18 protein-coding genes are annotated in these 19393 nt (G+C 35.0%); 3 read left to right on the top strand and 15 right to left on the bottom strand.

Going from position 1 to position 19393, the window contains the following annotated elements; all coding sequences use genetic code 11:
• Nucleotides 1–84: 84 nt before the first annotated feature.
• Both MTX13_RS08695 and MTX13_RS08690 read left to right on the top strand, forming a co-directional pair.
• On the top strand, nt 85–1158 hold the full coding sequence (locus MTX13_RS08695) for a putative type IX sorting system protein PorV2 (RefSeq protein ID WP_394801245.1): 1074 nt from the start codon (nt 85–87) through the stop codon (nt 1156–1158).
• A gap of 13 nt (nt 1159–1171) precedes the next feature.
• Nucleotides 1172–2344: a lipoprotein N-acyltransferase Lnb domain-containing protein gene (locus MTX13_RS08690; protein ID WP_250434180.1), complete on the top strand. Its 1173-nt coding sequence runs from the start codon at nt 1172–1174 to the stop codon at nt 2342–2344.
• 37 nt (nt 2345–2381) lie between these two features.
• Here the strand turns inward: MTX13_RS08690 and MTX13_RS08685 are convergent, their stop codons facing one another.
• Nucleotides 2382–3773, bottom strand: a complete 1392-nt coding sequence (locus MTX13_RS08685) for a sugar transferase (protein WP_250434179.1) — start codon at nt 3771–3773, stop codon at nt 2382–2384.
• Between the two features lie 656 nt (nt 3774–4429).
• Between MTX13_RS08685 and MTX13_RS08680 the strand changes: the two genes are divergently transcribed.
• Entirely contained in the window at nt 4430–4735 is a 306-nt protein-coding gene (locus MTX13_RS08680) for a GIY-YIG nuclease family protein (RefSeq protein ID WP_250434178.1), read from the top strand.
• 556 nt (nt 4736–5291) lie between these two features.
• On the opposite strand, the gene MTX13_RS08675 is transcribed toward MTX13_RS08680, so the two are convergent.
• The 14 genes from MTX13_RS08675 to MTX13_RS08610 all read right to left on the bottom strand — a co-directional run bounded on the left by MTX13_RS08675 (nt 5292) and on the right by MTX13_RS08610 (nt 19391).
• Nucleotides 5292–6302, bottom strand: coding sequence for a glycosyltransferase family 4 protein (locus tag MTX13_RS08675; RefSeq protein WP_250434177.1), 1011 nt, complete (start codon nt 6300–6302; stop codon nt 5292–5294).
• Entirely contained in the window at nt 6262–7617 is a 1356-nt protein-coding gene (locus MTX13_RS08670; RefSeq protein ID WP_250434176.1) for an O-antigen ligase family protein, read from the bottom strand. Before MTX13_RS08670 ends, MTX13_RS08675 begins: the two co-directional genes overlap by 41 nt.
• A gap of 79 nt (nt 7618–7696) precedes the next feature.
• The gene (locus MTX13_RS08665) at nt 7697–8503 is read right to left on the bottom strand and encodes a transglutaminase-like domain-containing protein (RefSeq protein WP_250434175.1); all 807 of its coding nucleotides are present in this window, start codon (nt 8501–8503) and stop codon (nt 7697–7699) included.
• Between the two features lie 112 nt (nt 8504–8615).
• Entirely contained in the window at nt 8616–9746 is a 1131-nt protein-coding gene (locus MTX13_RS08660; RefSeq protein WP_250434174.1) for a glycosyltransferase, read from the bottom strand.
• Nucleotides 9734–10831, bottom strand: a complete 1098-nt coding sequence (locus MTX13_RS08655; protein WP_250434173.1) for a glycosyltransferase family 4 protein — start codon at nt 10829–10831, stop codon at nt 9734–9736. Before MTX13_RS08655 ends, MTX13_RS08660 begins: the two co-directional genes overlap by 13 nt.
• A 107-nt stretch (nt 10832–10938) precedes the next feature.
• Complete coding sequence (locus MTX13_RS08650) at nt 10939–12267, bottom strand: glycosyltransferase family 2 protein (RefSeq protein ID WP_250434172.1); 1329 nt, start codon at nt 12265–12267, stop codon at nt 10939–10941.
• A complete protein-coding gene (locus tag MTX13_RS08645; RefSeq protein ID WP_250434171.1) occupies nt 12267–13103 on the bottom strand; it encodes an FkbM family methyltransferase in 837 nt (278 codons plus the stop codon). The genes MTX13_RS08650 and MTX13_RS08645 overlap by 1 nt, the downstream gene beginning before the upstream one ends.
• 7 nt (nt 13104–13110) lie before the next feature.
• Nucleotides 13111–13860 carry a class I SAM-dependent methyltransferase gene (locus MTX13_RS08640; protein WP_250434170.1) on the bottom strand — a complete coding sequence of 250 codons (750 nt, stop codon included), beginning with the start codon at nt 13858–13860 and terminating at the stop codon, nt 13111–13113.
• A gap of 63 nt (nt 13861–13923) precedes the next feature.
• On the bottom strand, nt 13924–15117 hold the full coding sequence (locus MTX13_RS08635; RefSeq protein WP_250434169.1) for a glycosyltransferase: 1194 nt from the start codon (nt 15115–15117) through the stop codon (nt 13924–13926).
• A gap of 62 nt (nt 15118–15179) precedes the next feature.
• Entirely contained in the window at nt 15180–15710 is a 531-nt protein-coding gene (locus MTX13_RS08630; RefSeq protein WP_250434168.1) for a glycosyltransferase family 4 protein, read from the bottom strand.
• A 34-nt stretch (nt 15711–15744) separates the two neighbouring features.
• The gene (locus MTX13_RS08625; RefSeq protein ID WP_250434167.1) at nt 15745–16656 is read right to left on the bottom strand and encodes a hypothetical protein; all 912 of its coding nucleotides are present in this window, start codon (nt 16654–16656) and stop codon (nt 15745–15747) included.
• Between the two features lie 221 nt (nt 16657–16877).
• Nucleotides 16878–17735, bottom strand: a complete 858-nt coding sequence (locus tag MTX13_RS08620; RefSeq protein ID WP_250434166.1) for a sulfotransferase domain-containing protein — start codon at nt 17733–17735, stop codon at nt 16878–16880.
• Nucleotides 17732–18832, bottom strand: a complete 1101-nt coding sequence (locus MTX13_RS08615) for a glycosyltransferase (protein ID WP_250434165.1) — start codon at nt 18830–18832, stop codon at nt 17732–17734. The genes MTX13_RS08620 and MTX13_RS08615 overlap by 4 nt, the downstream gene beginning before the upstream one ends.
• Nucleotides 18825–19391 (bottom strand): serine acetyltransferase, encoded by a 567-nt coding sequence (locus MTX13_RS08610; protein WP_250434164.1) that lies wholly within the window; start codon nt 19389–19391, stop codon nt 18825–18827. The genes MTX13_RS08615 and MTX13_RS08610 overlap by 8 nt, the downstream gene beginning before the upstream one ends.
• Nucleotides 19392–19393: the final 2 nt, after the last annotated feature.

Genomic DNA, 19393 nt, shown 5'->3' with positions numbered 1-19393 from the left:
AAACAAACAACGCACAATAAGTCTATAAAATTCAAGTTTATTATATTGAAAAATTGTAGCATATTTGCAAAAAAAGAATTGTTTTTGAGAACCTTACTAACCACGGCACTATTAGTTGTAGTTTCCATTTCGTTATGTGGACAAACTGTTCGTAAATATTCCAATGAATTTATGAATATTGGTGTAGATGCTGCGGCTCTAGGTATGAGCAACGCGGTAACTGCTAGTACTGCCGATGTTAATTCTGGTTATTGGAACCCTGCTGGTTTAACCGCTTTAGAGGACAAACAAATTGCCTTAATGCACTCCAGTTACTTTGCCAATATTGCCAATTATGATTATATAGCATTTGCTATGCCTTTGGACGACAGAAGTGCCATTGGTATTTCGGTAATACGTTTTGCTGTTGATGATATTTTAAATACTACCGAATTAATTGATGCCGATGGAAATATTAATTATGATAGGATAAGTCTGTTCTCTACTGCCGATTATGGGTTTACCTTTTCATATTCTCGCAAACTACCCTTAGATGGTTTAAATTATGGTATAAATGCCAAAGTTATACGCCGTATTATTGGTGATTTTGCTACGTCTTGGGGTTTCGGACTTGATGCCGCTATTCAATTTGAAACCAAAGACGAATGGAAGTTTGGTATTATGGCTCGTGATATTACAACAACCTACAATGCTTGGGCGATTAACGAAGAAGAATTTGAAAAAATACAAAATGCCATACCAGGTGAGAATCAAGATTTGCCTGAAACGACCGAAATAACCATTCCTAAATTACAATTTGGTGTCGCCAAGAAATTTATTATCCGTTATGATTATTCCTTATTGGCTGAAGTAGACTTGAACTTTCGTTTTGCAGAAACCAACGATGTTATTTCTACATCATTTGCCAGCATAGCACCTGCTTTAGGTTTAGAGTTTGGGTATATTGATATGGTGTTCTTACGTGCTGGTATGGGTAATTTTCAAAATGAGCTACAAATAGACAATTCAGAAAAGGTGACGTTTCAACCTAGTATTGGTCTTGGTTTCCGATATAAAGGTATAGAAATAGATTATGCCTTTACAGATATTGGTGACCAAAGTGTCGCCCTCTATTCCAATGTCTTTTCACTAAAATTGGATTTTAGTATCTTTCGCTAATTAAACCCTTACCATGAGCTTGCGCATACTTATATTTTTAGTTTTTTTAAGTGTTCACAACCTATTTGCGCAACAATTATCACCAGAAGCTTCCATTCGTGTTTTAACTATTGGTCCAGGCTCAAATTTAAATGATGCTTTTGGGCATTCGGCATTTCATATTCAAGATCACTCCCAAAACATTGATATGGTATTTAATTATGGTGTTTATGATTTTGATACCCCTAATTTCTATACCAAATTTGCGCAGGGCAAATTACATTATCTTATTGGTGTTAACTATTTTGACGATTTTATGCTCATGTACAAACGTCAAGACAGAACTGTTCTATCTCAAGAATTAGATTTAGATTCTGAGCAAAAACAAGTGCTTTTTGACTATCTACTTGAGAATTACAAACCCGAAAACAGGCGTTACCTTTACGACTTTTTCTATAACAACTGTGCGACTAAAATTAGAGATGTTTTACAAACAGCTATTGGTGAACCTATAGTTTTTCATGAACCAGAAGTATTTCAACCGCAAACATTTCGCACACTTATTCAGGATAATTTGAAAACCAATTCTTGGGGCAGCATGGGTATAGACCTAGCATTAGGTTCTGTAATTGATCAAACCGCCACTGCCGAAGAGCATATGTTTTTACCAGAGTACATACATACGTTTTTTAACACGGCTACTTTGGGAAATGGTAACAAAAAACTGGTCAAGCAAGACAAAACCTTGTATACCAAACAGGATATCAACTCCAACAAATCGTCATTTTTTATTAGTCCGGGTTTTATATTAGGTGCTATTGGGCTGTTTATAGTTATTATAACTTATTTCGATTTTATTAAAGGAAAACAAAGCCGATGGTTAGATTTTACTATTTCTGCATTAACAGGCGTTATTGGTTTGTTGCTTTTACTATTATGGTTTGCTACTGATCATACGGCTACAGCTCAAAACTATAATTTACTTTGGGCATTTCCGCTCAATATTATTTTGGGTATACAATTACTTAAAAAACAACCAAAGCTATGGGGTATCAAATTCTTAAAGTTTTTGCTTATTATGCTAGCCTTAATGGCCTTTCATTGGACTGTTGGCATACAAGTTTTTGCTCCAGTACTTATACCGTTGTTATTAGCATTAGCCATTCGGTATGTGTATGTGATATATGCTTTAAAGAAAAGGTTGTAAAAAGGTTATAGTAATTCTTAATTCTTAATTAAAAAAACTACTGTCCCCTAAAAAATATCATAGTGCTCAAGGTTTTTATAATAACATTAGCATCTAAAAAGAAACTACGGTGCTTAATATAATACAGATCGTATTGTAGCTTTAATAGGCTATCCTCAACAGTAGAACCATAACGCACTTTAACTTGAGCCCAACCCGTAAGTCCAGGTTTTATAATATGTCTCGTTTCATAAAACGGAATGACTTTAGATAGCTCCTGAACAAAATAAGGGCGTTCTGGCCTTGGTCCTATTAAACTCATATCACCTTTTAAAATATTAAAAAACTGTGGCATCTCATCTAATCGTGAACGTCTTAAAAACCGTCCAAAAGCAGTAACCCGTTTATCATGTTTTGTGGCCCAAACCGCACCTTCCTTTTCGGCATTTACAATCATGGTACGAAACTTAACAATTTTAAACACTTCGCCATTCTTTCCCACCCGTTCTTGTGAATAAAATAGAGGGCCACGATTAGCCACTACATTCCCCATTATAATAAAAGGCATCAAGATTAAAGCACATACTACACCAATACATGCAATAACTAAATCGAACAATCTGTGAAAAAACAAATACAGTTTATTTTGATTGCTTCTACTAAATGGAAAATACTTGTAAAAATCCTTACCAACAAACTGTACTGGAACCCTATAGGTAATATCCTCATATACCTGGGTGTATTCCTTAATGGGAAAACCACGTTCCAGTAAGGCTATTAAATCTAAATAAATTTCCGAAGTAATCGTTTCCGCATTATAACTAGCCACAACAATCTCAGAGATGTTTTCCTCTTGGATTACCTGATGGATAGCATCTGGTTGATATTCCGAGATGCCCTTATAAACAATATCATTTTCCTTTTTGGCTTCACAATTAATAAATCCAATTATTTTATAATTGGGATCCGAGTTTTTAAAGGCCTCGACAATGGTTTCGATATTAGAAATCTCACCTACTATCAATACCTTTTTATAAAATCTGGGCGAAGTTATAAACTTTACATATAAGAAGCGCCAAAGCATTAACGCTACTATAATAGCTAAATAAAAGTAAAGAATTTGCAAACGATTGTCGGGTAAAAAAGGTGTAAAATATGGTGTTAGTAAATAAAACAACACGGTTACCGATGCTGTAAGCACAATATTGGCCAACACGGCATCCAGTCTACTGGCTTTTTGTAAATCATAGAGTTCAAAAACAGTACCAAACGCACTAATGTAAAGTGCCAGTACCAAAACCCAACTCCAATTTTCTGCACTTATGGTAAAGTAATCGAAATTAAATTTTACACTTATAAAGCACAATACCAGCAAGACACTAATCACATCCATTAAACGCAATAAAATCTTACGTTCAGAAATATTAAAATGTACGGTTTGCTTCCCCATTTCGTTAATAAAATGTTAAGGTAAAGATAAAAAGTATACCGTATAAAGCAAGGTTAAGCTTTGGTAATTATTTTAAAAGTATGTACTGATGATTAGATATTGTTCTAAAGTACCACAAGCATTCCATTAGTTCGATTATAGTTCCACAAAGGTCTTATCGGGATTTTGACCCTCTTTCTTGAACTTTTAGTTTAGTAGATTTTAATTCTAGGCTAAACTCTAAAGAGATTACTCACATATTATTGTTTTTATAAAGAGGTATTCGTAAGTCCTTTGTATTTACCACTACTGACGATAAATGCCAGCATTGCAATGCCTTTATTATTGTCATTCAGAGCGAAGTGAAGAATCCCTTATGCTAAATTTTGTTAAACTTTAAAAGATTCTTCGGTCGTTCCTCCCTCTGAATGACAATCAGCATGTTATTGACTACGTCGAATCTTCGATTTCAGAACGTGTAAAGCGATGTGAAGAATCTCCATGTCATTCAGAACGAGCGCAGCGATGTGAAGAAACCTTTAGGTTCAGCGCAGCTAATCTCCCTATCATCAGTCATTTGTCATTCAGAGTGAACGAAGTGAAACGAAGAATCTCCCTGTCATTCAGAGTAAACGAAGTGAAACGAAGAATCTCAAAAATTCATTACATTTAGTTTAATGAAAACTATAGGTACACACAATTATTATGTTTACATGTTAACAAACAAAAGTAAAACAGTACTATACACAGGTGTTACAAATAATCTTAAAGAACGTATACATCACCACAAAAACCCATTACCTTTTTCTAAAGCTTTTACAACTAAATACAAATGCTTTTTCCTCATATACTATGAACATTTTAATAATATTGAAACAGCCATTGAACGCGAAAAACAAATAAAAGGTTATAGCAGAATCAAAAAAGAACAATTAATTGATGCCTTTAATTCGAATTGGGAATTTTTGAATGAAAGTATTTAGAACCTTTAAAGATTCTTCGGTCGTTCCTCCCTCTGAATGACATAGGCCTGTTTTATTTAGTAAACGAAGTGAAACGAAGAATCTCCATGTCATTGACTACGTCGAATCTTCGATTTCAGAACAAGCGCAGCGAAGTGAAGAAACCTTTAGGTTCAGCGCAGCTAATCTCCTTGTCATGCTGAACTTGTTTCAGCATCTCCAAACAAGTGAAGTAAGATTGTTATACTTCGATTAGCATTATAATCAAACACTCCGTCAAAAAGCCCTTCTTTTTGACACCTCCCTTTATCTAAAGGGAGAAGCCCATTGGTTAAATAATTATAACAAGCACAGCTCCCCTCTTCGCCTGAAGAGGGGAATGAATTTGTCGTAGTGGACGAAGACAAAGAAAGGGGAGTTTGATAAGAAAGGTATGATTTTACATAAGCGCAGCAGTTGTAAAGAAAGGGAGTTTGACTGTAGTAAAGTATTACTAATTCAAACTTAACCAATCTTAAAAAGAGATTACCACTACTGACAATACATATCAGCATCACAATGACAAGTTTAACGGTTATTAACGTAACACCTCAAACCACTGGTGTTTCACAACTTCCCAAGCAAACCGTTCAGCTTTTTTTCTAGCATTAAACGTCATAGTTTTTGTAGTTTCAGGGTTATTCATAATACGTTTAATAGCGTTAGCCATAGCCTTAGCATCATTGGGAGGTACAAGTAAACCGTCTTTACCATCGTCAATCAAATAGGGCATCCCTCCCACGTTGGTTGATACAATTGGCAGACCAAGAGCCATAGCTTCTATAACACTTACGGGCATATTATCAAAATTGGTGGTATTTACAAACACGTTGTAATCAGTAGCTAAATTGGTCCATTCTGTTTTGGACAATTTACCGGTAAGTCGCACTGGTACTTGTAAATCGTTGACTAATTGCTCTACCTTCTTAAAACTCCCGTCGCTATCGGGTCCAACCATGCAAAGGCTTGCATCCAGACCGTCTTCACGTAAAACCTTGAGAAGGCTGACCGCTAATTGAGGATTGTATATAGTTGAAAAGGCGCGTACCCAAAGTAACTTAACAGTATCAACTGTTTTGGGTTGAAATCGATATTGTTGAATAGGAATACTATTTGGAACATAAACTACGTCAAGATAGTCAAACCGTTGAAACAAATCACGTATATACACCGAAGGAGCAACCATAACCTTCGCTTTTGTGAATATTGCCTGGCACAATCTAGGAGAAAATTTCAAGCGTCTTTCCAAATTACCCCCTCTCAAAATAGGAATATATTTAAGGTTTAATAATTTACAAACTTGAGAAACTGCAAAAGCATAATAAAAATTTTGAGTACTATAAGTATCTATAAGAACGACATCAATCTTATAAGCGTATCGAATAGTCTTAAAAACCATGTCTAATAACCTAAAAAATTTATTGTGTACAGTAGAGGCATAATACAATTTAAACCCTTCAGACTCTAAAAGTGGCCCTAATATGTCTATTGAGGTAGTATTAGTTTGCTTATGATTTAATTTGTTTCCTATGTATAGGACGTTTATCATGTGTGACACGTAATAAAGCTAGTGCATATATAAAAGCGGGCATAGCTAACCGCATGGACATATGGTTAATGGTTAAAAACCAAAAAGCCATAAAGGCATAAAAATAATAGTTTTGTTTGTTTTGAAAACGTAAATCTAACGGTTTAAAAATTAATATCATGAGAATCATGACCCCAAAAATACCATGTTCGGCTAAAGTACGGCTAAATTCGCTGTGAGAGGTTACTCCTTGCCCTTCAATTTCTATACGTTGGTCTTTGGCACGACTAGAACCAATCCCAAAAAAAGGGTTGGAAATAAATCCTTCCAATTCTTCTTCAAATAATTCAGCCCGCCCAGTAGTAATATCTTTCTTTTCACGACCTAAATGATCTTTATTTGCATAACGTAAATTCACTAATCCACCAGTTTGATTGATACTCACGAACCAGGTCATGGCAAGACTAATACATAACAAACCAAAAACAGCAAATATTTCATTACGCCTTCTGGAAGATGTTTGTATATAATAATAATATAAAAACACTAAAATGGCTAATATAGCTGTAATAACACCGCCTCTGCTTAAAGTAGTAATGGCACGAAATGCAATCAACCCTAAAATACTAGCATTTAATACCTTCAAACCTATGTGGGGAGATTTAGTAAACAATCGAATGGCCATAATAAACATTCCTAGACCCAATATTGCAGCTACTTGGTTAGCTCCAAAACCTCCTGCGGCAGCTCTATTGGAGACCGCGCTAGAGAGTACATCTTTTAAATCTGGAGTATAAAAATAGATATAGACTGTATGAGCTATGATGGGCAGAACCATAAAATACAAAATTTGAGAAAGTTGTGCAAAACTAACTCGCTTGTCATAACAAAATAGGGCTGCTAAACCCAAACAAACCGGCCCACTTAAAACAAAGGCAATATTAGTCCGAAAGTTGGCATCAAAACTTAAAGTTGTAGAAGCCACAAAAATGGAAGGTATTAAGAACATCAAGTACATAAAGTAGGGATAGCCTTTACCAGAGAGTCCTTTATAGAACATCCCCATCATCATAAATACAATCACCAAATATTTACCAGCCTCATAGGATATGGCTCCACGTGTTGTTCTAAAAAACACTTCTGCTCCAACAAAATAGGCACAGGCTTTCAACACTTCATAAGTTTTATTCTGTTCAGCTGAAGCTATGATACGATATCCAAAATAACATAATGCAACAAAAAAGTAAACTTTGGACAAAGTTTCATTAAAATAAATAAGAAGACCAATAGCCACATGAAAAACTATGGCTGAAATATATGTTATATTGGTTTTCAAAGTATCTTAAACTTATATTTATACTCGCAAGATACCACAAAATTAAAAAGCGTCAGAATAAATCAATTCAATAATATTCTTATGAAAAAATCTTATTATAATCATCTAATGGGAATCTATAATGATAACTTTTGTTCAACAAATAAATTGCAAAATGAGTCATAAAAACAGGTAAGAATGGACGAGTACGTTCTAAAAAAGTATCATAGGTCTTATTACTATAGTCACAAACTAAAAAAGGGGTTATACTGGGGTTTAAGTAATTCTTATAGACATTTTTGATAACCAATTCACGATTCGGATTAAAACTGTCATATCGAATAGGAACATCTTGTCTTAAATGTTGGTAAACCTCTATCACAGATAAAGGTACATTAGTGCCGTTATAAAATAATAAATTCCACGATGGATCTATCAATATCCATTTGCCCCACTCATAACTGTAAAACTCATTAAAGGAATGCCCACCATAATTACGATTAAAGGGAGCAGTAGTTGTACCCCACTCACGTACTTTTATTTGATTAATCACACAGAAATTGTTGAAAATTTGAGACATATCACTACATACGCCCCCTTTACCAGCCAACATGGTCTTAAGGGCCTTTTCCGAAGGTTCACTTAAACCAGGACCACCCTTGATATGGTCACGCAACCATAGTGTAATCCGTTTTACTACTAGAAAGTCTGTTTTAGGTTTTCCTTCTTTAAAAATTTCTTGGTTAATCTCAAAAAAGTAATCAGGGATGTCCTCTTCTTTGTTTAATTGATTGTAATCATAGGATCCAATATCTTCAATATCTGAATTTTTAGATAAAAGCCTAAATCTAGTTAGATAGAGAAACGGATGACGTTTAAATATCCAATGTAATTTCTTTAATGGCATTAACTATATGATATTGAATTTATTGATGTTAAAAATATAATTTTTTTTTGAAGAACAGCAATATTACACATAAAGTTTAATTACTACAATTGCAAGATTCTAATAAAGAAAATCAGTTTAAAATATATTTGAACAAATTCCGATTATATTGATTGTAGGTAAATACTCTGCTTACATTATGACCAGACTTAATCATTTTTGAAAATGAAATCTGGTTCACAGCCAGAAGTTGCCTTATTTGTTTTGACACATAATCGGGTTCCAAACGGTCAAACAAAAACCCAGATTCACCAGCAATCACATAATCACCAATCGCAGGAATATTGGAAACCATTGGTAGACATCCGTAGTTAAGAGCTTCAGCAACAACTTTAGGAAACCCTTCAGAATGTGAGGGTAAAATTAAAACATGAGATGTTTTGTAGATGTCATGCACAGCAGTTCTGGACAAAACGCCATGAAAGCGAATATTTATTGTTAAATTTTGAGCTCTACGTTTATAAGCTTCCAACTGTGAGCCACCACCTACAATATGAACAACTTGTATTTTGGTTTTATCACTCTCGCTCAATCCGCTCAAGGCCTCCAATAATATATCTAGACCTTTTTGAGGCTCTAATCTACCTACAAAACAAAAGTTTATATGGCCGGGCTCAAAATATTTTTGATTAATTAAAATTTCTCCCTCAATAACCTCGTCAGCTGTTAAACATGGGTTTTCAAAACTAATACAATGTTTTGGCTGTTCAGGCCAACGTCCATTCATGGTAACTAGTCGCCTTTGTCGCTTCAAAAGAAAGTTTTGAAACCTGTAAGCCAAAGGACTTTGCTTAGCCGACCAATTACCAGCATATTTAAACCAACCTTTACCTTTATGTAAAAATATAAGATAAGGCACTATAAAAACACCAATACCTGTTGGAGCTCGAAACTGAAAATAATCGGTCTGTTTAAGGGTTTTTCGAACCCGATTTAAAATCCGTGGCATGCGCCATAACATAGCACCTTTATCTATCCAAGTCTTTCCTCCTACTGGTGGGATGGGTACAAATACAATACGTTTGGAAACATATTCCAAACAATTGTCTGGAGCAACCCCCTTATGCAACATGGCCACATGATAAATGGTATCGAAAATATCTAGCAAATGATTAATCTCCATAACCGTGGCTCCTAAACCAACGACGCGGCCATCTTTTCTTTGATAATGCTCGGTGTGCGATATAATCGTTAATGTGCGCATGTTAATACAGCTTCGTATTGTTTTATTATCTGTGACCAGTCATGCTTGATAGCCCAAGTCTTGGCATGCTGTGAAAAATATTTATAATTTTGCTGCAATTGCTTTATACTTGTTGCAAAATGAGCAATGTTATCTCCATCGATTAGAAATCCTGTAACACCATCAGAAATAGCATCTTCTATGCCGCAACCTTTTGCGCCAATAGCTGGAATACCCAAGGCATTAGCTTCTAATATCGCAATACCAAATCCTTCCACATCACCGGTTTTGCTTTCGGTACTCAACATGACAAAAATATCTGTAGCAGCAAGTGCTTGTTTTAAGGTATTAGTAGACAGCGCACCATGAAAGGTCACATGCTCGGAAACACCTAAATTAAGAGCCATACGTTTACAAGCAACTGCCTCCGTAGGCAAGCCAATACAATGATAGTGTAATTCTGGAAACGTCTCTAGTAATTCGGGTATTTGCTTTATAACTTCTAGCTGACCTTTTCTAGCACTTACCCGACCTACAGTCGTCAATACAGGGCTTCCTGTTAAGGCTAAAGGAGGTACAGTATCTAGCCAGGTTGTTACATCTATTCCATTGGGAATGACTTCTATTGGTCGCCCTAAATGAGCTACAAGTTGTTTGGTGTACTGCGACACGGCCACAAGGGTATCGAATTGATTTAACGCACTATTCGTCATCTTGCGTAACACGGGCTTTTTTAAATTTACTTCACTACCATGCAAAACAGCTAGTGTTTGTCGTTTAAAAAACAGTGAACTAAAGGCCACATTCCATAATGAAAATTTACCGCTCGCTATCACATAATCTGAATGCTTGCAGGCTCGTATCGTTATCAGAATACGATTTAAATACATTAACCCTCTAATACGCTTTAAGGTAATTCGGCTCACCTTAAACGGCAAGGTTCTATCAAAATCAAAATCTGCAGTTCCTTCGCTACGCTGGTCGGTAATTACCTGCACCAAATACCCTAGTTTATTAAACTGTAAGGCTAAATGATAAGCATGGTTGCCTATCCCACCTGGTAAGGGAGGGAATTCGGAAGTGATTATGAGTATCTTTTTATTCAAGAGCGTTTTCGCTTAAGGTTTCGTTTTTTTAATGTAATTCATGCTATATTATACAGTCTTTATTCAATTTCGACTTCATCTTAGTCTTCATCTTCGTCTTTACCCCCTCACTCAAACTCCTCAATCAATGGACCTATTTTCAATTTAATACTAGCCAAGTGCCATGACTTTAAAACCTGAAAACAAACAATCGGAAATAACAATAACGTAATTAACAATCCAACAACCATCAATGCCTTATTCTTTTTAAACTGATAGGGAAATATAGATATTGGTATGGTGCGTAATAAGGCCCATCGTGCTGCCGCACTCCCATAATAGCGTCTAAAGTAATACAACACACTCGGAATGGGGCGTGGAGCAAAATATTTTGAAGGTCTAAAAGCATCCCAACTGCCCATCTCACGCAACCCTCCCGTACTTGCTTTTACATCTAGACAAGAGGCTAGCGGATTAGAAACACTTTTTAGCCCTGCCAAATACACGCGTAAACCAAATTCACCATCGCCCATACGCTGTTTTTCAAATTGCCTATCAAACAATCCCACCTTCTTAAAGACAGATTTATACAATAACGCATTTCCCGTAGCAAATTGGGTGGCTATTGCAAAAAATGAGCGATCTTTTGGAATATCTTTGCCTTCAGGATAAAATACGCCTGCAGATACTTCAGCTTTAAAAAAATCTAAACATTTTAAATGGGTCTCCAGCCAATTAGACCTCACACGTACATCATCTTCCGAAAGGGCAATTAAATCGCCTTTAGCCTGTTTAATAGCTGTGTTTCGTGCCAGCCATAAGGCTTTTTCCTCTTGGCGAATCAATTGAATATCTAAATTATAGGATTTATAAAAATCGGGTTGAAACACATCCGATTGATCAACAATTAGGACTTCAAAATGGGTATAAGTCTGCTTTTCTAAATCTTTAAGAATATCCTGCAAAAAGGCATACCTATTAAGCGTCGGTATTACAATACTCACTAAAGGCTGTGTTGCTATTAGTGCTGATTGGAATGTATTATAATCCTTTAGCTTTATAGGATGTTTTATAGACTGTTGACGATTTACTGAACGGGTCAGAAAAAAGGCCCTGAATTCCTTAAATGGATTATACAAACTACACACACGTAATACCAAAACATACCATACCCAAGCTTTATGAAAGTTTTTACGAATAAAACGATAATTGTCCATTACCGAAACTGACTCAAAATGTTGATACCTTGACACATCACCGATATAACCTGCTTGAATGGCCTGCCAAGATAGATCATAATAACTAGCTAATTCAGAGTCATAATTAGTATCTGGCGACAAAACCTCTAATTCTAAGTCCGAAAAATATTCTGGCTTGGGAAAAATACTTAAGCCAGAATGGGACACTAATCTAAAATAGTGCGTGGGTTGTAGATATTTTAAAAAGGCAAAGGGCATTATATAGAGTTAGGTAATGGTGCATTCTGCGTTATTCCTTTTAAGTAATTTGGATAAGACTTATTTTCTGGTAATAGTAACAAATGACACTTTCCACGATCTTTTATAATAGCAGCACTGGTTAAAAGCGATCCCGTTTTAAGATACCAAGCCTTATAATCCATTTGCGCACACCAATCTAACATAAAGGCAGCAGCTGCTTCCATACCCAAATTTTCAACGGTATGCATTTCAATAAAAAAAGTACACTGGGTATCCTTTGCTAATACTTTAGCGCCTTCCATAACCTGTGTTTCTGCACCTTCAACATCAATTTTTACCAAATCAGGTTTCATGTCATAGAAGATAAAAAGATGATCTAATGTTATGGTTTTAACATCCATAAATGCATTCATAGAAGCCGCTGTTTTTGCGTGAGTAGGATACATGCTCCCTGCTGCACCTGCACCAATTGTATAGAAACGAACCGTATCGTCAACCGTATTACCAACAAAAGCTGCTTGATAATAAACCTTATTCCCTATACCGTTATTAATGATATTTAAAGCCGCTTTCTGCAAGGCTTTGGGATTGGGATCTACCAAAATCATTTTTTTATTGGGATCATGAATCAAACCTATCAAGGCCGTATAACCTATGTTACATCCTATATCAAAAATAACATGATGATGTTTAGATAAATAAAACCACCAAGCATCATCTTGATCTGGATTTGCTCTGCAAGTTCCCGGCAGCACCTGCAAAGATGTCCCGCAAAGGTTAACGGGAATATATCGTTTGTGCTCTCCTTTGATGATTCTTTTTATAGATAGTAAAAGTGTTTTTATAGACATCATAAACTTATTAAATCACTGTTTTTTTATGAGCAACAGCCACCAAATGAGCTGTCCCTTTAGGTTTGTTTTCTAAACCTTTAGACTCATAGGTGTTAATAAATGTACCTAAAAGGGTCTTCAGAATATGTATGGGGTTTTTAGTTTTTAAACTTTTTAAACTCCAAACCCGAAAACGGCCTGTTTTAACAGCATAATGTACAGACACCTCATCAAAATAACGTGCCAATAATTGCTCTAATTCCACTTTAGTATAATGTCGAATGTGGTCTGGGTTCTTGTCTGGCCCCTCATTCTTAATAAAGTCGCCATTTGGCGTCGTTAAATAAACCCAACCCCCAGGTTTAATGACCCTAGATATATGTTTTACAAACAAATCATCCTCGGGAACATGCTCTATAACTTCAATTGATACAACGGCATCATAACTCGCATCAGGCAAGGTAGATTGTGTCATGTCTTGAATAACCAAATCACTTATATTGCTACGTTTTATTTGGATATCAGACAATATCTTTTGGGTAAAACCCAAATGTAAATCAGCTTTAACTCCTGTTTCTTGGGGCACATCCAATAACGTAATAGCAGCAGGCACACCTATGGTATAAGGTGACTTCCTACCCCCTACATCCAATATAGAAAGTGTCCTTTCAGGAGATTGTTTTAAACCTACAAGCTTCTGGATATCATGCCGTACAGTTTTTAAATGCACCGTCATAAGTGGGAATGTAAACCACCTAAACCATTCATAAGAGGTCATATCGCATACGTTTTATCATACAATAATAAAAGTTCTCGTTTTAAAAACCACAATATAAGGGCTTTATTTCTCATAAAATGCTAAAAATAATTGCTGCTGTTGTTCTAAATTAAATTGTTGTTGTACACGACTTACAGCATCATTAGAGATTTGTTTACAATGCAAAGGCGTCATTTGCAATATTTCCAACAGACAATCGGCCAAAGCTTGAGGTTTACGCTTAGGCACCACCCATCCTGTTCGCCCATGCTGAACATTTTCATCCAAACCTTCCGCATTACTCACTACGCACAATAAGCCCATAGCTTGAGCTTCCAATACAGCGTTGCAAAAACCTTCTTGTATACTATATTGCAAATAAATATCTGATGCTTCTAAAACTTCTTTCACAGCTTCTGATGAGAGGCGCCCTGTAAAAGTTACAACATCCTCTAACTTCAATTGATGCACCGCAAACACTAGACGCTCATAATCCTCTCCAGACCCTATAATGGTATAATTAAACAACCCGCCTTGTTGTTTAAATATAGCCAAAGCTTCTAGGGTATACTCCAAACCTTTCTTCCAATGTAAACGGGCTACAGTAACAATTTGCATAGTTTTGTCCAGCTCTTTGAACAATCTTTCCTTTTTAGTATTAAAAAACGAAACATCAATAGCTGGGGTAATAACCTGTATCGCTTCTTCAGGAACTCCATAAGCGTGCAAATCTCTTCGCATGTTATGAGACAGTACATGATAACTCACCGTTTTCATGCTAAATAACAAATCATAACAATTGGGGTGTTTTAAAGGAGATAGATACAAATCAAACCCTCTGAAACTCACTGCCATACGAGCTTTTATCGTTTTAGAAACATGCTCCCGTCCAACAGCTAACATACCAAACCCAAAATGCAACCAGTCTAAATCCTGTTTAAAAAAAAATGCATTTTGTATTAATCGTTTTAAACTTTCTTGTACTGAAATATTGGCTTGTCTATCTAATTGGAAATGACGTAAACTGCTTTTTGGTGCAAATACAAGTGCTTGGAAAAGTGATTTTAACACGCGAATACCCACACGCAATTTAGAACCTTTAAATGATGGTGCAACAACAATCTCACATCCCAATACAATCTTTTCACTTGGCGCCGTATCGGTCACTATCAAAACAACCGTTTTATCTGCGGCTTGCAAACCAGCTATTTTATTTCTAAAAAAGGTTTCAGAATATCCAGGAATTTGTGATAATACCAGACCAATACGTTGTTTCATAGGTTAACTATTGTTTTCATATTTTGATACAAACTCAACTAAACACAAATTACATAAGCTCTTCAGAACTTCCTTTGTATAGTTTTTAAAGCCGTTTTAGTGATAAAATTATACTGTTCTCTTGGCAGATTCTTTATCATAACCAATGTATCGGCTATTGCTTGCGCATTACGTATGGGTACTAAAAACCCGTTCTCACCATTAATAATCAAATCATTTATACCGTTACAATTTGTGCTTAACACCAAGGTCTCAATCGCCATAGCTTTCAACACCATATCAAATTCACACTCGCCTAAACTCGTTAACAACAGCACATCAGCATTATTAAAGTATTCATCTACCATATTATCAGACAGCTTCCCTAATAGTTCCACCTCATCACCCAACTCCAAATCATGAACTTGGTATTGAAACTCAATGGCACCAGATCCCTCAATTAGGGTATATTGAAAAGAAATTCCCAAATCTTTTAACAGTTTAAGGGCATCTAAAGCATAAACATAACCTTTTTTCCAATGTGGACGTCCTATAGATACAACCTTTAAAACATTGTGGTCACATAAATCTTGGTTTTTAAGAAATGACCCCATAAGAATATACTGTTAAATTTTAAATAATAATCAATTAATCAAAAGATGCTTGATTTACTCCAAAATAATTAAATATTTCAGAAATCTGCCTATCATTTTCGTTTGCAAAGACATTTGTAGAAAACAAACTTTCTGCTTGAGAATCCGGTATCTCTATAAAATTCTTAAAATAAAAATTGGTGTAAACGACAGGTACTTCATTTATAATTTGACCCGCTTTTAACCAAATATCATCATTCATACATTTAGTTTTTTTTATACCTTCTAAATCATAAAATGATTTTGAGAAAAATTTAGGTTGATATAATACACCACCAACCCCAGTAGAAAACAATCTTTTTGATGGGTTATTATCTCCAACATCATTTATTTTCCAGCCCCTGTAAGGCTTAAAACCAGAAGCATCCATTTCCATTAATCGAACTCGGTTGGCCACAACACAATCTGGGTGTTTAATGTGTGTTTCTTCTAATATTTTTAAAAGATCTCGTGAGTATATTACATCATCATCTACAGTAACTATCAAATTTTGCGGGTATTTTTGAAATGCAAAAAAATACTTTTTATGCGCCTTGATGTCTTTACAAAATTTAATCTCTAAACCTAAAGGCTTTAACTCCAACAAAGAATTTGGCAGAGATTCTTCACCTAAAGGAAATTGTTCCTCACCCAACCATAGCAAAACTTTTTTTGGTTTTTGTGTTTGATTTAAAATGCTACGTACGGACAAATAAACAACTTCAATTCGTGCAGGAAAAGAGGTTAAACTTACTATTACATTACTATTACTATCAACACCTAAATTATTTAACGATAAATTTTTATAATATTTAACCAAACTAACCTTTAGAAATTTATAAATCTGCCAATGCAACCACAATGTTATTTTATACCTCTTCTTTAGGGGATTACTTTTTAAAAAATAACTATAAATAATATGAATCATAATTCGGAAACTTTCAATTAGGCCATTGATATTAAACATCAAATATATCTAAATTTAATCAATGAGCTTCCTATCTTTTCTATAATAATGGCTACTAATTAAACATAAATAATTAATAAAATAGACAGACCTTAAACCAAAGTTCAATTAGAACTGTTTTGAAATATTAGGTTACCATCTTCAAAAAATGTAATAAAGGCCAAAACAAATGCCGCTTAATCTTATTCTAAAAAGGTTTTAGAGTATAATTCCGTTTTAAAAACATCTAATATTTGACTTACTTGGTCTACTTCTACCGAAGTTAAGTTTTTCTTTTTAGCGGGTGCTTTATGCAAAGTACTATTAGGATGTGTTTTAGAAGATGGCTGTTTCAATATTGCTTTTAAGTCATCTACAGGTTCCAGATTAAATCTACTACATATATCGTAAAACATATCAAGGTTGTTGAACAATTCTTCATAACGAACAACCAGTGCTTTGTTAAAATATGGTTTAAAAACCTCTAACGGAATAACATTTTCTATACACCAACGCAAGGCCAAAATTTCAGTATGATTCAAGTTACTAAATTGAGTGATATCATATGCATATGTCCTTTTTATCAGCTCAACCAATCTGTCTTGCTTTACAAAATGAGACAAATCATAAAGCCATGGAAATTTTACTTGTTGTTGAGAGCAAATAACATCATACGGATTTCTAATTATATGAATTAACGGTATTGCAAAAACCGTATTCATATAATGGGCTGCTAAATTAGCCCGAACAAACTTGATGATATACTTTTTGGGTAAAAAAGGCCATAAATGACGCTTGAACTTTCTATTACTGTTCTGGGCTATCCAATCACAATCAACACGGTTCTGAAAAACACGCTTTAAATAGGTATGCGCCTCCTGTGTTACAGTTTCAGTATTTAGCCACTTATCACAAATTAAATGCCCTTTTTTGGTACGCGTTTCTTGTTCTGGTTCAAATAACATACGATACCTATACGGTTGTGCTAAAGTTTCACTCAACCAACTGGTTCCGCTACGGGCACTTCCCACTACAATAACATGTTTCTTAAACGAACTCATAGTTTTACAAGAGATTTATAGAGAGTTTCATGTGCGCTAATAAATGCTTCCATAGTAAAATGAGTTTCACAATATGCTCTTAAAGATTTACCTAACAACTGTCGTTCTTTCATAGTTAAGGCTTGAACTTTAGAAATTTTGAGTGCCAAAGCCTTGGCATCTCCGGCTTGAAACAACAAATCTTTAAAGTCTTTTAAAACAAATTTAATACCCGTTATATTAGAACCAAGCACAGGTATCCCCATACTCATAGCCTCAACCAATGCCATGGGCATACCTTCTTTTCGCCCTTTGTCCAAAGTAGGTATAACATAAAGATCTGAAGAAGCTATATAAGGTCTAACGTCCATATGTTTACCAAGAAAAGTCACCTGCTCATCCAATCCCATTTCACGGCTTAAAGCAAACATAGACTGTCCATAATCATTACTAAAGTCTCCTAGAACAGTTAATCGTAATTTAGAATTGTTTAGAATTTTAATAGCCTTAAGTAAAACTTCCAAACCTTTTACAGGAACTAAATTGGCCACAGTAATAATATGAAAACAAGAGCTGTCCAATGGTAAAATATCTTTTAATGTTTCGGGACTATAATAACGAGTATCAATACCTATGGGTATTAGAGCCTGTTGTTTTTTATTAGGAAAATAGGCGTGCATCTCATCATTAATTGTTATTATAAAGTGTGATAAAAAGTTCTTTAATCTCCAATGCTTGTTATTAGCTCCCATAGCCTTTTTAGTGTAAATCCATTTTACGCCTATAAATCGGGCCGCCAACACTGAAGTCCAATCACTACTCCAATGCCAGGAATGTACAATATCATAATTATTTGCTTTATAAAACTTTGATATTTTTAAAACACGTGGTATCAAAGTTGTATAAGGGCGATAAGGGGTTTTGGTTTCAAAAACATGTATCGGAATACCCAATTTTTCTACTTCTTTAAAAAATACTCCTTGTGTACTTTCACATGCAATTTCAATATCAAAATAATTTTTGTTAAGCCCATTAATTAAATCATATACCACTTTACCACTACCAGCAGTATAAAAGTTTGAAATGGTGAATAGGATACGTATACGTCTTTTACCCATTTAATCGCTTAATTATTTTAGCAGGATTGCCGGCAACAACACAATGCGATGGCACATCTTTAACAACTACAGAACCAGCCCCTATAAGTACATGGTCTCCAATGGTAATATTGCCAATAATCACAACTTGAGCACCCACAGTAACAAAATCACCTAGCGTTGGCAATTGTGCATTATCATTACCCTTATTCCCAATAGTAAGTCCATTTCTAAACTGAAAATTCTTTCCAATAGATTTGGCATTAATCACAGTTGAAAAGGGATGGTAACACATCATACCACCTCCAATTTCAGTGCTTCTAAAAATCTTAAATGGTATATCATCCAGAAACAACCCGCGCCATTGATTTTTTGATTTATTAATTCGCCAAAAAAATAGTAATGCATAGTCTGGATAGTGCAACATCAAATGGTTAAACTGCTTCTCTAGTGATTCTTTTTGAACCTTGCTGCCTCTAACTTCAAGCGTAGCAACAATATCATCTTGAATGGAAACATCATGCAAAACATAGCGCCTATACCAGATTCGTAATAGTAATCGCCTCAATAGATGTTTCATGA

Origin of the sequence: Hanstruepera flava, assembly GCF_023634025.1 — a bacterium.
Classification (GTDB): domain Bacteria; phylum Bacteroidota; class Bacteroidia; order Flavobacteriales; family Flavobacteriaceae; genus Hanstruepera; species Hanstruepera flava.
This window is presented reverse-complemented; position numbering and strand designations above follow the sequence as displayed.

Bases quoted from the DNA above. Each gene is read 5' to 3' on its own strand.
- MTX13_RS08635 (WP_250434169.1), bottom strand. From the start codon at position 15,117: ATGAAACAACGTATTGGTCTGGTATTATCACAAATTCCTGGATATTCT.
- MTX13_RS08675 (WP_250434177.1), bottom strand. From the start codon at position 6,302: ATGATAAACGTCCTATACATAGGAAACAAATTAAATCATAAGCAAACT.
- MTX13_RS08690 (WP_250434180.1), top strand. From the start codon at position 1,172: ATGAGCTTGCGCATACTTATATTTTTAGTTTTTTTAAGTGTTCACAAC.
- MTX13_RS08615 (WP_250434165.1), bottom strand. From the start codon at position 18,832: ATGGGTAAAAGACGTATACGTATCCTATTCACCATTTCAAACTTTTAT.
- MTX13_RS08660 (WP_250434174.1), bottom strand. From the start codon at position 9,746: ATGCGCACATTAACGATTATATCGCACACCGAGCATTATCAAAGAAAA.
- MTX13_RS08685 (WP_250434179.1), bottom strand. From the start codon at position 3,773: ATGGGGAAGCAAACCGTACATTTTAATATTTCTGAACGTAAGATTTTA.
- MTX13_RS08665 (WP_250434175.1), bottom strand. From the start codon at position 8,503: ATGCCATTAAAGAAATTACATTGGATATTTAAACGTCATCCGTTTCTC.
- MTX13_RS08640 (WP_250434170.1), bottom strand. From the start codon at position 13,860: ATGACCTCTTATGAATGGTTTAGGTGGTTTACATTCCCACTTATGACG.
- MTX13_RS08630 (WP_250434168.1), bottom strand. From the start codon at position 15,710: ATGGGGTCATTTCTTAAAAACCAAGATTTATGTGACCACAATGTTTTA.
- MTX13_RS08620 (WP_250434166.1), bottom strand. From the start codon at position 17,735: ATGAGTTCGTTTAAGAAACATGTTATTGTAGTGGGAAGTGCCCGTAGC.
- MTX13_RS08650 (WP_250434172.1), bottom strand. From the start codon at position 12,267: ATGCCCTTTGCCTTTTTAAAATATCTACAACCCACGCACTATTTTAGA.
- MTX13_RS08610 (WP_250434164.1), bottom strand. From the start codon at position 19,391: ATGAAACATCTATTGAGGCGATTACTATTACGAATCTGGTATAGGCGC.
- MTX13_RS08680 (WP_250434178.1), top strand. From the start codon at position 4,430: ATGAAAACTATAGGTACACACAATTATTATGTTTACATGTTAACAAAC.
- MTX13_RS08645 (WP_250434171.1), bottom strand. From the start codon at position 13,103: ATGATGTCTATAAAAACACTTTTACTATCTATAAAAAGAATCATCAAA.
- MTX13_RS08625 (WP_250434167.1), bottom strand. From the start codon at position 16,656: ATGATTCATATTATTTATAGTTATTTTTTAAAAAGTAATCCCCTAAAG.